This window comes from Vibrio sp. OY15, from assembly GCF_000742455.1.
Lineage (GTDB): Bacteria > Pseudomonadota > Gammaproteobacteria > Enterobacterales > Vibrionaceae > Vibrio > Vibrio alginolyticus.
The window spans coordinates 70043-83779 of sequence record NZ_JPIL01000006.1 but is presented as its reverse complement, the minus strand read 5'-3'; the positions used below and the strand labels follow the sequence as shown (position 1 = coordinate 83779).

Sequence of the window (13737 nt, the reverse complement as noted above, 5' to 3'; positions counted from 1 at the left end):
CACCTCACAAACGCTTCAAAACAAAGCTGCCAACCACAACGTTATCGCTACGGTTCAACTGACCTTGCTCAACATTAAACTTCTCTGCCAATTTCACACGAGCCTGCTCAAAAGGTTGGAAGTCTGAACTACGAGCCTGAATACGTACTTCGCCACGTTGTCCGTCGTATTTAAAGCTAGTGATCTCCAAGTCACTGACCTGACCAAGCGTCGCGGGTAATGCCGCCAACCATGACAACATTGCCTGCTGACCACTTCCACCAGATAAGCGGCGCTCTTCATCATCCATTTGTCGTTTGAGGTAACTAACGGTAGGAATGCGTCGTTTATTTGGGAACACCTGGCGGAAAATACGCTCACTCTCCTCACGATACGCTTGAGCTTGTGCTTCGTACTTATGGACCACGAGCAACTGCTGCGCAACCATAACGACGATAAGCACCCCCGCAGCAATGGTGGCTTTTTGCCAGAGCTTCCAGTATTTACCCCAAGAAGATTTCGGCTTGAAGCTCCCAGTCAGCAAATTGACTTTGCTTTCTGTCACCCCCTTCGCCAGTAAAGCCATCGTCATTTCTTCTGGTTGCGGATCCCATATTTCAGGTAACGCAGATTCCGGGACCGAGCTAAAGCAATCGAGCTTCCAACCTTCATGATTTTGTAGATAAGAAGAGAGGTAAAGGTCTAACCAAGAAGCGTCGACAACCGCGCCCTCTGTCGCAGAGTGACGAATTAGCCATTGCTCGCCAATCATTGCAGCACTGCTGTGATCTCCACGAACCGGTAACGCAAGCACATCGGGTAAAATGCGTTTAATGGCGATACCTTGGCTTGAGAAACGTTGCAGTACAGTCTGAATCCAAGCACGTTCAACTGCGCAAATCTGCGCTTTATCCGCTTGTTTACCCAACACGCTAAAGTGCAGGCCATCAACGTCCTGAGCAACTTCGTCTTCCACTAAGTACGGTAACATCGCCTCGAATTGGCGTGTTGCACCAGGTGGTATATCCACTTGCGTCAGGACCACATCATTACTCGCCAACAGCGCCACAACTTGGCGCTGACCAGCATATGAGACCAATTCATCTAAGTGTTCCCACCCGGCGATTTCACCGCTAGCAATCACTTCCTGTTGATCTGTCGACCACACCACCCAAGGAATGGTACTTTGTTGTTCGCTACTCAGCCGAACGGTCAGAAACTCGCTCACTGATCCCTCCAAAACGACGGCGAACTACGGTCACCGTTTCTCTATTTGTACTTTGCAAAAGGCTTCGGATACGTACACGTGATTCATCCACCAACACTTGTGCATCCAATTCAAAAAAGGCGCTATCTACACCCAAATAGCCTTTGGCGTTTTTCTTTACATCTTCACTTAAGCCAGCCATTTCTGACTCTGCTAAAAATTCATCAATGCTATCCCACCCATCAAATGGGCGTTTTTCAATTAGCTGAATCGCATCACTACTGCTTAAGTTTGGTGAGAACATTGCCACCAAAATCGGAGCTTGCTCAACATCAATCGTATTCACGTTTAAACGCCAGTCATCACTTGGCAATGCACAGACCAACGGCTCCAATTTTTGGAAAATTTCACCACTCACCTGATAGACAGCCCGTAACTCGGAAGCATCTGCCATCCAACCATTTGATGCCAAATAGGAAGGTTTCATCGCTTCATATGTGCTGTCTTCAACCCCAGTAGTCGAACGGACAGAGTCATCAGCATCAATGTATTCCCAAGTAGAGTCTGCAATGATTTCTGCTTGATATGGCTCGACATCCAACTCTTCTAATAGGCGCTGCAATACATTCACTAAATATGGTCTTGTAATTTGCTGACCCGTTGGTTGCACACGACTCAATACATTTAGATTAAAGCACGCTTGCTTGTCTCTAATTCGTCCCGCCGCTTGACCATAATCTAACGGATAGACTTGCTCTTTTATCGCCCACGGTTGACTCATATTAATCGTGTCGGTGTCTTTATAACTTTGCTCGATACCCACTTTTGCTAGCGCCTCGACGCCAAGGCTGTACCAATACGCTTGCTGGTAATTGATTTGATTAGCACCTCGCTGAAACTGCAAGAACAAACGTTCTGACATACTGGCAGCAACCGTCGCCATAATCGCCAGCAACATCAACACTATAATCAAAGCAACACCGCGCTGACGGTTAACCATTATTGCTGTCTCCTGAACTTTCCTCTTTCTGACTCAATGTGCCATCAGGAGTGAGATAAGTGCGGACAATTTCTCCATAGTCTTTGAGAGTGAGAACAACAGAAACCGCTTTCGGCAGCGCTTTTTCTTCAGCCCACTCTTTTTTCCATTGCTTACCATCATAGAAACGCATATCAAATGACTCGACCTGCGTTAGCAATGGAGTAACAGTGCCTTGTTGCCCAACCGGCGTATCAGGGTAGCGCCACCATACTCGCTGCAGTGTTTCTTCTTTTAAGCGATAGCCAACCTTGGTTACTTCTCCACGAGGGAACTGCTGCTGAGGGTTGTGCCAACCTAAACGGGCAAACATCAGCCCTTTAGTATCGGAGTCCAACAGGTAATCGGACCAAAAAATTAGCCGGCTAGCAGGCTCTTCACCATTAGTACGTGTTTGACGCATCGCCATTTGACGAAAATCGTTATCCATCATCACCATGGCACGCTGAATTTCGTTTAAGCGTTGGGTTCGTTCTTGTGATAGCGCATTGCTACGCTGTACTTGCGATACCACTTGGTACGCTGCGACACTTAAACTGGCAAAGATGGCAATCGATACCAACACTTCAATAAGTGTAAAACCTTTTACCCTTTGGCGCGTGTTTGCGCGGGGATGATTATTGCGCCACATAGCTTCGTACCGTTACTACAGGGCTCGCGCTTTTCTCTACCGAGACGCTTACATCAAATGCTTTCAGCAATGGCTGCGTCGTGGCGACTGGCGTGACTTTCCAGAACCAAGTGCGTCCTGCCAGCTCTTCTGTGCCGTTTTTCGCTTTGAGTTCTCCGGTATTCAACATCACATTTGCCATCTGATTATCCACAACCATGGCTGCAAACATTTTTTCTTCTAGATAACTGATTGTATTAATATGCTGGCTCACAGAGCGAATGACACTGATGGCAGCGGTGGCGAAAATGGCCAGTGCGACCAATACTTCCAGTAAGGTCATGCCTCTCGTCCGGCGATGACTCAAATTGGGGCGAGCTTGCTTAAAATTGCGCATTCTCATCCTCTTTCACTTCTTCGCCCGGAGCTAATAACAAAATTTGTCCACTTTCTTTGCCAATGACTCGCCAACCGTCATTAAAGGCATCACCATTTTGCGGAAAAAAAGATAGGGTAAATGGCGTGACTTCGGCGCTGGAAAAGATAAACACTTGCGGTGGCTCAATTTTCTTTTCGTCCTCTTCTTCTGCGAACATGTCTTCATCAAAAAGAGAACCTGGTTTGAATAAGCGCTCATCATTATCCCAAGCACCACCGCCGAGTTCGAGTTGTAGCGTAATATCTTCTTCTAGCTTGGTTTTGCTCGGAATCTGCTTTAATTTCAGAGGCTGCCAACCTTCTGAGGTTAAACTCAGTAGAGCGTAGGTCGATTTGGCATCATCCACTCGAACGCCAAAATCTTTACCGCTCAGCACCGCTTCTTCATTGAGCAGCTGTAAACGCTGAAAAAAGCTTTGAGCATACTGTTTGGAAAGATCTTTTTGGCTAGTCGGTAACGTCGAGATCACGGCCACAGCCGTAAGAGATAGCAAAACCAGCACCAATAGAATTTCTATCAATGTAAAACCGTTATGTTTTCGCATTTGTTTCATTAGTGCTGGCTTAGGCTCAATTATTGGAAGTCTTGCATGTTCCAGTTGCCAATATCTGCAGCTGGGCCTTCTCCACCCTCTTGGCCATCTGCGCCTAGAGTGAAGATATCGATTGTACCGTTATCACCTGGGCTTAAGTATTGGTACTGGTTGCCCCAAGGGTCATTAGGAAGACGTTTGATGTAACCACCATCACGGTAGTTGCGTGGCTCTGGGTTAGATGGCTTACTAACCAATGCTTCTAGACCTTGGTCCGTTGTTGGGTAAACGCTGTTATCCAACTTGTACATATCTAAGGCATTTTCCAACGCGACAATGTCCGTAATCGCTTTTTGTTGGTCAGCCTTCTCTTTGTTACCCAATAGGTTTGGAACAACAAAACTTGCCAAAATACCTAGGATAACCACAACAACCATCACTTCTAAAAGTGTAAAACCCTGTTGTTTACTACGCTTAAACTTCATTTTTTTCTCCGAAAGTTAGATTAAAGCCATGCCGTTAGTAGACACGTCTTAATTCGAAATTATCCGCTCATCAAGTTATTCATTTCTAACATTGGCATCAAGGTCGCCATCACAATGAACAACACTAATCCAGCCATTAATGCAATCAGCGCAGGAGTAAACACACCCAGAGCAATATTGACTGTTGATTCAAAGTTTTGATCTTGGTTATCGGCTGCCCGCGTCAACATGCTCTCTAATTCACCACTTTGCTCACCACTGGCGATCATGTGTAGCATCATTGGTGGAAACAAGCGGGTTTGGTCCAACGCCTTACGCAAACTAGCGCCCTCTCGAACGTTATCCGCTGCAAGCAACACTTGCTGCTTCACATAACGATTAGACATAACATCTACCGCAACGCGCATACCCTCTAGAATTGGAATCGCACTGGAAGTACAGATCGAAAGCGTTCGTGCGAATCGTGCGGTATTCAAACCTCGAGAGATCTTACCTATTAGCGGTAAGCTCAAGATTTTTCTGTCCCAAGCTAAGCGAAAGTCTGGCTTTTGCAACGCCAGTTTGAGGCCATAGAAAAGCACCACCAGCACAACGAAAATAATCAGCCCCCAATCTTGCACAAACTCACTGGCTGCCAGTAAAAATTGCGTCGATTGAGGTAACTCTTGGCCCATCTGAATGATGGGTTCAATGATTTTAGGAACCACTGTCGCCAATAAGAACGAAACGATGACAACCGCGAATACCACCAAAACTACAGGATAAATCATGGCTTGAAGCAATTTAGATCGCATCTTTTGGCGGTTTTCGACATAGTCTGCCAAACGCTCTAATACGGTATCGAGGTGACCTGATTTTTCACCCGCCGCAACCATGGAGCGGTACAGTTCATCAAACACGTGTGGGTAATCGGCAAAACTGTCGGCAAGCGGATAACCCTCAGTTACTTTCGAGCGAACCGCAGCCAACATAGAACGAATCCTCGGCTTTTCAGCCTGCTCAGAGACCGCACGCAAACACTCTTCCAAAGGCATTCCTGATTGGACTAGCGTAGACAATTGCCGTGTGATGAGTGCCAGCTCAGATGTCGAGATGCCGCGCTTAAAGCTGACTGAACCTGAAGACTTAGCCGATTTAGCTTTCGTCTCGACCACTTCAATCGGGATCATCCCTTGCTCTTTGAGTCGCTGGCGCACTTGTCGGGCGTTGTCCCCTTCTATCGTGCCTTTTTTATGCTTGCCTTTTGCATCTAGCGCTTTGTACTCAAATGCCGCCATTAGGTTTCCTTCGTCACTCGCATCACTTCTTCAAGTGACGTAATACCACGACGTACTTTGCTTAAACCATCACTGCGAATACTTGGCGTATGGGCGCGAACGGCTCTCTCAATTTCTTGTTCACCAGACTCTCGATGAATCAACTCTTGCACTTGCTCATCAACCATAATGAGCTCGTGGATACCTGTTCGACCTCGGTAGCCTTTTTGGTTACACGCTTCACAGCCTTTTGCTCGGTGCAGTTCTAACGGTTCATGCGCTTCCATACCAAACAGTTTTTTCTGTTCCGCATCGGCTTCATACGACTCTTTACAGCTTGGACAAAGCGTTCGAACTAAGCGCTGCGCTAGCACCCCTAATAACGAAGAAGAAATAAGGAATGGCTCAATACCCATATCACGTAGACGCGTAATCGCACCCACTGCGGTGTTGGTGTGGAGAGTAGACATTACCAAGTGACCCGTTAAGGACGCTTGCACTGCAATTTGTGCGGTTTCTAAGTCACGGATCTCACCGACCATCACCACATCCGGGTCCTGACGCAGAATGGCACGCAAGCCGCGCGCAAACGTCATATCGACCTTTGGGTTCACCTGAGTTTGACCGATGCCATCAATATCAAATTCGATCGGGTCTTCAACCGTTAGAATGTTGCGCTCGTTGCTATTGATCTCTTGCAAGCCAGCATACAAGGTGGTTGATTTACCAGAACCTGTCGGGCCCGTCACCAAGATGATACCGTGAGGGCGGCCAATCAAGTGACGGAAGTTGTCATGCACTGAAGGTGTCATGCCCAAACTATGTAAATCAAGACGAGTCGCGTTTTTATCCAACAAACGCATTACCACGCGCTCACCATGTGAGGACGGCATCGTAGATACACGCACGTCCACCGCACGACCACCGATACGCAACGAAATACGGCCATCTTGAGGCACACGCTTTTCTGCGATATCTAGTTTAGCCATAACCTTCACACGAGAAACTAGCAAAGGCGCTAGCTTACGGCTTGGAGTCAGGACTTCACGCAATACGCCATCGACACGGAAACGAATCGAAAGGGTTTTCTCGAACGTCTCAATATGAATATCCGACGCACCTTCTTTGATCGCTTCGCCCAACATGGCGTTGATCAATTTGATGATTGGCGCATCGTCTTCCGATTCTAATAAGTCTTCATCGTGCGGCAGTTCTTCAGCCAAAGAGAAGAAATCATCGCTATCAGCACCAATATCTTCCATCAACTGACGCGCTTCAGACGAGTCGCGTTGATATGCTTCAGTCAGCTTTTTATCAAAGGCTTCTTTATCGATAGGTTGCGGTACGAAGCTTTTCTTTAATACACGACGGACTTCAACCAGAGCCGCAGGGTTAAGCGGCTCGACATAGTAAAGAATAGGTGGACGCTCAGGATGCTCTGTCTCCAGCACCAGTTTAAAGCGGTTGGCAAAACTGAATGGCAGACGACGCATACTTGGCGCTGTGTCTAACATATCAACCATTAGTTGTTTTCCATTTGATCAATAAACGCTTGAATCTCTGTTGGGTGCTGACGCTCCTGGCCAAAGGCAGGCATAACCGGGATCTTCTCGTCTGCCATCAACTTCAACCCTTGATCCGCTTTATAAAGCTGTTCTGCGCGAATAAAGTTGTATTTACGCTGCGTAATACCGTCAGCCGTCACACCATCGCGAATAATCGTCGGCTTGATGAACACCATCAAGTTACGTTTTTCTGTTTGCGTGCTAGTTGACTTGAACAGGTGACCCAGTACCGGAATGTCACCCAATAGCGGCACTTTAGACTCACTTTCAAGTGCGCGTTCATCGACCAAACCACCAAGAACCAACATCTGACCATCTTGGATCATGACAGAGGTGTTTAACTGTCGTTTAGCAAAGCGAACGTCAACCGCACCGTTTGCGCCTAATACGTTGGAAACTTCTTGTTCAATGTTTAACTGTACAGAGTCACCTTCGTTAATTTGTGGCACTACTTTGAGTTTGATACCGACTTCTTTACGGTCAACCGTTTGGAATGGGTTGTCGTTGTTTGAGCCAGCCGTAGAGCCCGTAATAACCGGAACCTCTTCACCCACAATAAATGATGCTTCGCCATTATCCATTACGGTAATACTCGGAGAAGATAGAATGTTTGAGTTGGAGTCAGAAGCAACAGCACTAATTAGCGCTGTCCAGTCACCCATGACAATACTCATTGCCGCACCATTTACTCCGCTAAGTGCTGACGCTAGCGTAGAGTAGTCACCTGATTCAGTAACATCATATGGCGTTCGTTCGCCATTAGAGTTGGTATAGTATTCAGTTCGGGTTTGATCTTTTGCTTCTTCTAGCCCAACCATCACCTGACCAATCGGGGCTCCTGAGTTACCGTACTGAATTACAGCACCCGTTTCTAATGAACCCCACTGAACACCTAGGTTAATACCATCACCTTCAGACATTTCGACAATTAACGCTTCAATAAGAACCTGAGCACGACGAATATCGAGTTGAGAAATGACGTCTTGTAATGCCATCATAATATCTGGTGGCGCTGTTAAAACTAACGAGTTAGTTGCAGCGTGAGCAGCAATGACGACCTCACCACGCGATGCACCTGATGTTTTCTGACCGGCTTGTTTTTCAGCTTGCAGGTTATCGGAAACACCTTTCAATACATCCACCAAATCTTCAGCTTTCGCATTTTTCAGGTACACAACTCGGTTGTTACCTTTTGTCGCCATTTCAACATCAAGTTGACGAATCAAACGTTTCAAGCGGGCTCTTACTTTTGGATCACCAGAAATTAAAATCGCGTTAGTACGTTCATCGGCCACAATTTTAGGTTCAAGGAACTCTGGCGTGCTTTTCTGATTCGCACTTTTATTCAGTGCTTCAACAATGCGTACCATTTCAGCAGCAGATGCATTACGCAGCTCTACCAATTCAATTTCTTTATCACCGGCTTGGTCAACACGCTTGATGATCTCTGCTAAGCGATTCACTACTGCCGCACGACCTGTGATCAAGATAATATTCGCTGGATCATAATGAACCACGTTACCGGCACCGGCGTTATCAATCAGCTGACGAAGTAGAGGAGACAACTCTCGAACCGACACATTACGCACCGCGACAACTCGAGTGATAACACTATCGCCTTGCGCGCTGCCATCACCTAACACAGGGATTGCTGAGGTTTTTGAGTCTTTTGCTTTGATAACCTTAAGTACCCCATTGTCCATTTCTACGACTGCGTAACCGTATACTTCAAGGACATTAAGGAAAAAGCTGTAGTATTGCTCTTCGTTAAGAACGTCATAGCTGCGGACATCGATTTTACCGCGTACTGAAGGATCAACAATGATGGTCTTTTCGAGGTTACGACCAACTATGTTGATGAATTCTTGAATATCAGTGCCTTTAAAGCTCGCACTAAATTCGTTTGCCATTGCACCTGGTACGCAGAGTAAACTTCCTGCTAGTAGCCAAGCACTTTTGCTGAACCAATGTTTCACGTATGTCTCCCTGAACTTACGCCGGTTGCCTAAGTCTTACAATTGGATATAGATATCGTACTGTTGGCCGTCTCGCTCAACAGTTAAATTTAATTCTTGCGGATCGCTCATCACTTGCATCAGTTGTACTGAAGAAGACGGGTCACTTAAATCGATCCCGTTCAGTTGAACCGCAATATCGCCAGGTTGTAGCCCTACATCATTAAATAATGCGGCATCACGACCAGGTGATACTCGATAACCAACAATGTCTCCGTCTTTTTTGACGGGTGAAATGGTGATGTATTTAAAAACGCTTTGTGGATCTTTCGCAATTTCCTCGCGGATTTGCTCTAATTTCTCTCCAACGTCAGACGTCGCTGCTTCTGCTCGCTGAGCTTGCGCCCTAGCTACCTGCGGCGATTCAGATAGCTTCTTATATTCTATACCTTCCATCATTAAGGTCTCGTCTCGACCTTGGTTATCAATGATGACGCGATCCACCAATACCGCTTTTAGTGTCGCACGTGTCCCTTCGATTTCTTCACCCAAACCGTACGTAGCTTGCTTACCTCGGTTAGCAATAACAGCAAGGCTGGTGTTGGCATCACTACTTGCAACCGCACCGACCAGCGTAAGGTTAAGGCGCGTCTTAGGGGCGTCTTTAACAATAGGCTGTTCTACAACCGCCGCTTTTTGCTCAGTGTATTTACCGAATAGGTTGGCATTCTGAAGGGCATTAAAATCTATCGCGTCGCCTTTATTGCTCGCAGCAACGCTACTCGCCGATGGACGCCATTGCGGCACTTCCGACGATTGAGGTATGGCTAACCACACAATTTTGCCAAGTATCCATCCGGTTATCGCAATAAACAGACAGGTAAGCAACAAGCTAAGTTTGGCTTGAATGGTATAATGATTGGACTTGATCTGAGCCAGTAGCGGTCTGCTTGATAATCCTGCACTTAGCTCTAAACGTTTCACTGAATGGATTCCTTTATTCTAACGTCCGTCATTTAAGCTATAACGATAGCTATCGACTTTAAATTGCTAAATTTGCAATAAAATTATTACTCAACAAAGAGCAGTGAACTATATCACAAGTTGTCTTTCATACCTTTTTCTTATGCAGTTTTTGCCAACTCCCTTGAAAAAAATACGCCTTGACTCCATCTGTAGGTGAATAATCCATCACTCATTGCCGTATTCGGGCAGTGATTAGATAGCGTAGTGTTCTATGAGTTCCCTAAATGAAGCCGTTAGGCTAGATAAATGGCTATGGGCCGCAAGATTTTACAAAACCCGCTCCATCGCACGTAACATGGTCGATGGCGGTAAAGTCCACTATAATGGCCAACGAAGCAAGCCGAGTAAAATCGTTGAAGTGGGCGCTGAAGTCAGACTTCGTCAAGGCAACGAAGAAAAAATCGTGATCATCGAACAAATCTCAGATCAACGCCGAGGCGCTCCCATCGCACAAACCTTATATCGCGAAACCAATGAGAGTATCGCGAAACGTGAGGAACACGCGACTCAACGTAAGCTTAATGCCCACAACCCAAGTCCGGAACGCCGCCCAGATAAAAAGCAGCGCCGAGACATCATTAAGTTCAAACACCAATAAAAGCCGGAATTACCAACGAGGAAAGCACTCCATGGCAAATAATGTTTTAAACCGCTACCTATTCGAAGATCTTTCAGTACGTGGCGAGTTGGTACAATTGGATGAAGCGTACCAACGTGTTATCTCCAGCAAGGAATATCCGGCAGCAATAGAGAAACTGCTGGGTGAGCTACTCGTTTCAACTACTCTTTTAACTGCCACTCTTAAGTTCGAAGGTTCGATCACCATCCAGCTACAAGGCGACGGTCCTGTGTCTCTTGCCGTTATCAACGGTGACCATAACCAACGTGTTCGTGGCGTAGCTCGCTGGGAAGGCGATGTTGCCGATGACGCAAACATTCACGATCTAATGGGTAAGGGCTACCTTGTGATCACCATCGAACCGAAAAACGGCGAGCGTTACCAAGGCGTCGTTGGACTAGAAGGTGACACTTTAGCAGAAGTGCTAGAAGGCTACTTTGCAAACTCAGAGCAGTTAAAAACGCGCCTATGGATCCGCACTGGTGAGCATGAAGGCAAAGCACACGCAGCAGGTATGTTGATTCAAGTGATCCCTGACGGCACTGGCTCTCCAGATGATTTCGAACATCTAGAGCAGCTCACTGACACAGTAAAAGATGAAGAATTGTTTGGTTTAGAAGCGAACGAGTTATTGTATCGACTATATAACCAAGACAAAGTACGTCTGTACGAGCCGCAACCTGTCGAGTTCCATTGTGGCTGTTCTCGTGAGCGTAGCGGTGCCGCAATCATCACCGTTGAGAAAGCTGAAATTTATGACATTTTGGCAGAAGTTGGATCAGTTTCTTTACATTGTGATTACTGTGGCACAACTTATACGTTCGACGAATCTGAAGTCACTGAACTGTATGCACAAGCTTCTACGGACAAGAAAACCCTGCATTAATTTACATAGCTTATCAAGCACGTAATTTACCCTACAAAAGGCCAGCTTAATGCTGGCCTTTTTGTGATCAACCCCTCGTAATAACTAGCCTCAAGCGTAATAAAACAACTGCTTAATTTTAAACAATTAATAATGATTTTGCCCTAGCGCAAAGGATTGCGTGCACGATAGACTATTCCCACCAATATGTGACGGGTTACCTAAAACCTTATTGAAATCATGGGTAAATTTTGAGCTATCTCCCTGTTTTCTCCCCGCCCCGTTGCTAGCATGGTGAGCAGATTAAAATTAAAACATTCTTACAAAATCCCTACAAAATCCTTATAAGGAGCACCTATGACCGTTATGGAACATACTAAGGCTGCAACACTTGATCTAACCAAGCACGGACTGCATAACGTAAAAGAGGTTATTCGCAACCCAAGCTACGAAATGTTGTTTGAGGAAGAAACGCGTGAAGACCTAACCGGTTATGAGCGCGGCGTGGTTACTGAACTAGGTGCGGTTGCCGTTGACACTGGCATCTTTACTGGTCGCTCACCAAAAGATAAATACATCGTCAAAGACGCTACGACAGAAGAACATATGTGGTGGACGTCTGATCAAGTGAAAAATGATAACAAGCCAATCACTCCTGAAGTGTGGGACGAGCTAAAAGAACTGGTCACAAACCAGCTTTCTAACAAACGCTTGTTTGTTGTTGACGGTTACTGTGGTGCAAACCCAGATACACGTTTGAGCATTCGTGTTATCACAGAAGTCGCATGGCAAGCGCACTTCGTTAAAAACATGTTTATTCGCCCGACAGAAGAAGAGTTAGCGACATTTGAACCAGACTTCGTAGTAATGAATGGCGCAAAATGCACTAATCCAAAATGGGAAGAGCAAGGCCTGAACTCAGAAAACTTCACCGTATTTAACCTAACCGAGCGCATGCAACTTATCGGTGGTACTTGGTACGGCGGTGAAATGAAGAAAGGTATGTTCGCCATGATGAACTACTTCCTTCCACTAAAAGACATCGCATCAATGCACTGTAGCGCTAACATGGGCAAAGATGGCGATGTAGCGGTATTCTTCGGTCTATCTGGTACGGGTAAAACGACCCTGTCGACTGATCCTAAACGTGCGCTAATTGGTGATGATGAGCACGGCTGGGATGATGACGGTGTCTTCAACTTCGAAGGTGGTTGTTACGCAAAAACCATCAAACTTTCGAAAGAAGCGGAGCCGGACATCTACAACGCAATTCGTCGTGATGCACTGCTAGAAAACGTAACAGTACGTGGCGATGGCTCTATCGACTTTGATGATGGTTCGAAAACAGAAAACACACGTGTTTCTTACCCTATCTACCATATCGATAATATCGTTAAGCCAGTATCAAAAGGCGGTCACGCGAATAAAGTGATCTTCCTATCAGCCGATGCATTTGGCGTACTGCCTCCAGTATCTAAATTGACACCTGAGCAAACTAAGTACCACTTCCTGTCTGGCTTTACCGCCAAACTAGCGGGAACAGAGCGCGGTATTACTGAGCCAACACCAACTTTCTCTGCTTGTTTCGGCGCGGCGTTCCTAACGCTTCACCCAACTAAATACGCAGAAGTACTGGTTAAACGCATGGAAGCAGCAGGCGCTGAGGCTTACCTAGTGAACACAGGTTGGAACGGCACTGGCAAACGTATCTCTATTCAAGATACACGCGGAATTATTGATGCCATTCTTGATGGTTCGATTGAAGAAGCACCAACTAAGCACATTCCAATCTTCAACCTTGAAGTACCAACGTCACTACCAGGTGTGGATCCTAGCATTCTAGACCCTCGCGACACGTACGTTGACCCACTTCAGTGGGAAAGCAAAGCGAAAGATTTAGCAGCGCGCTTTATCAATAACTTTGATAAGTACACAGACAACGCTGAAGGTAAATCCCTGGTTGCGGCTGGTCCTCAGATTGATTAAATCGAGTAACAGCGACGTCGCGTAAACGCAGTGAAAAGTTGGCATTAACTTATCACCTTTACGTAGGCCAAGTTACAAAAATTGCTTCAAGCCCCTCTTTTGAGGGGCTTTTTATTGAATACCACAGAATATTGATACAAGCTAAAGCCTATCTAGTTTTATTTCATAACACAC

The 13737-nt window shown here is 46.1% G+C and carries 13 protein-coding genes; 3 read left to right on the top strand and 10 right to left on the bottom strand.

Annotation, left to right across the window (positions count from 1 at the left end; translation table 11 throughout):
* Positions 1–4: 4 nt before the first annotated feature.
* The 10 genes from gspL to gspC are packed head-to-tail and all read right to left on the bottom strand — an operon-like array spanning position 5 to position 10051.
* A complete protein-coding gene (gene gspL, locus IJ23_RS07495) occupies positions 5–1207 on the bottom strand; it encodes a type II secretion system protein GspL (RefSeq protein WP_033905912.1) in 1203 nt (400 codons plus the stop codon).
* Positions 1176–2186, bottom strand: a complete 1011-nt coding sequence (gspK, locus tag IJ23_RS07490; protein ID WP_005379302.1) for a type II secretion system minor pseudopilin GspK — start codon at positions 2184–2186, stop codon at positions 1176–1178. The genes gspL and gspK overlap by 32 nt, the downstream gene beginning before the upstream one ends.
* Positions 2179–2856: a type II secretion system minor pseudopilin GspJ gene (gene gspJ, locus IJ23_RS07485; protein WP_005382998.1), complete on the bottom strand. Its 678-nt coding sequence runs from the start codon at positions 2854–2856 to the stop codon at positions 2179–2181. Before gspJ ends, gspK begins: the two co-directional genes overlap by 8 nt.
* Complete coding sequence (gene gspI / locus IJ23_RS07480) at positions 2843–3232, bottom strand: type II secretion system minor pseudopilin GspI (RefSeq protein ID WP_017635009.1); 390 nt, start codon at positions 3230–3232, stop codon at positions 2843–2845. The genes gspJ and gspI overlap by 14 nt, the downstream gene beginning before the upstream one ends.
* Positions 3219–3818: a prepilin-type N-terminal cleavage/methylation domain-containing protein gene (locus IJ23_RS07475; protein ID WP_017635010.1), complete on the bottom strand. Its 600-nt coding sequence runs from the start codon at positions 3816–3818 to the stop codon at positions 3219–3221. Before IJ23_RS07475 ends, gspI begins: the two co-directional genes overlap by 14 nt.
* A gap of 29 nt (positions 3819–3847) precedes the next feature.
* Positions 3848–4291 (bottom strand): type II secretion system major pseudopilin GspG, encoded by a 444-nt coding sequence (gene gspG / locus IJ23_RS07470; protein ID WP_005379298.1) that lies wholly within the window; start codon positions 4289–4291, stop codon positions 3848–3850.
* Between the two features lie 59 nt (positions 4292–4350).
* Positions 4351–5568 (bottom strand): type II secretion system inner membrane protein GspF, encoded by a 1218-nt coding sequence (gene gspF, locus IJ23_RS07465; protein WP_033905910.1) that lies wholly within the window; start codon positions 5566–5568, stop codon positions 4351–4353.
* Positions 5568–7070, bottom strand: coding sequence for a type II secretion system ATPase GspE (gspE, locus tag IJ23_RS07460; RefSeq protein ID WP_033905909.1), 1503 nt, complete (start codon positions 7068–7070; stop codon positions 5568–5570). Before gspE ends, gspF begins: the two co-directional genes overlap by 1 nt.
* Entirely contained in the window at positions 7070–9088 is a 2019-nt protein-coding gene (gene gspD, locus IJ23_RS07455; RefSeq protein ID WP_005379295.1) for a type II secretion system secretin GspD, read from the bottom strand. Before gspD ends, gspE begins: the two co-directional genes overlap by 1 nt.
* 36 nt (positions 9089–9124) lie before the next feature.
* Complete coding sequence (gene gspC, locus IJ23_RS07450; RefSeq protein WP_005379294.1) at positions 9125–10051, bottom strand: type II secretion system protein GspC; 927 nt, start codon at positions 10049–10051, stop codon at positions 9125–9127.
* Between the two features lie 253 nt (positions 10052–10304).
* On the opposite strand from gspC, the gene hslR reads away from it, so the two are divergent.
* From hslR to pckA, 3 genes are all read left to right on the top strand, one after another.
* Complete coding sequence (hslR, locus tag IJ23_RS07445; protein WP_005379292.1) at positions 10305–10691, top strand: ribosome-associated heat shock protein Hsp15; 387 nt, start codon at positions 10305–10307, stop codon at positions 10689–10691.
* A gap of 31 nt (positions 10692–10722) precedes the next feature.
* Entirely contained in the window at positions 10723–11598 is an 876-nt protein-coding gene (gene hslO / locus IJ23_RS07440; protein WP_005379290.1) for an Hsp33 family molecular chaperone HslO, read from the top strand.
* A 336-nt stretch (positions 11599–11934) separates the two neighbouring features.
* A complete protein-coding gene (pckA, locus tag IJ23_RS07435; protein WP_005379288.1) occupies positions 11935–13563 on the top strand; it encodes a phosphoenolpyruvate carboxykinase (ATP) in 1629 nt (542 codons plus the stop codon).
* The last annotated feature ends 174 nt before the right edge of the window (positions 13564–13737 follow it).